Here is a 318-nt window from a genome sequence, read left to right as displayed (position 1 = left end):
TAAATCGACTTAAAAGCATTCGCATTTATTACCTATTACTACGCTCTATTGTCTATAAATACATTGCTTAGCCTTAAATTAAGAGCACACTTTGGTCCAACTGCCGTCACTACCCGGCTCGGCACTTGTCCACCAGTTTGCTTGGTAAACACTACCGTTATGAACCACTTGGTCGCCCGTGTTTGCGTGGCTTGGGTTACCCGCCCAATCTTTCTGAGGTAAGTCGGGATATACAGCTAAACCCGCAGTATCGCATGTACCTGGGTTGGTACCGCCATCACCAGGATTACCGCCACCAGTACTGATATCACCCAGTGG

1 protein-coding gene is annotated in these 318 nt (G+C 47.5%); it reads right to left on the bottom strand.

From position 1 onward, the window contains the following. Nucleotides 1–78 precede the first annotated feature (78 nt). Nucleotides 79–318: cellulose-binding domain-containing protein (locus AB4653_RS27725; RefSeq protein WP_372105850.1), on the bottom strand; the 240-nt coding region annotated here is incomplete at its 5' end.

Origin of the sequence: Vibrio sp. 10N.222.48.A3 (assembly GCF_041475345.1) — a bacterium.
Classification (GTDB): Bacteria; Pseudomonadota; Gammaproteobacteria; order Enterobacterales; family Vibrionaceae; genus Vibrio; species Vibrio tasmaniensis_A.
The sequence above is the reverse complement of the archived record's forward strand: the minus strand, read 5'-3'. Positions and strand labels throughout refer to the sequence as shown.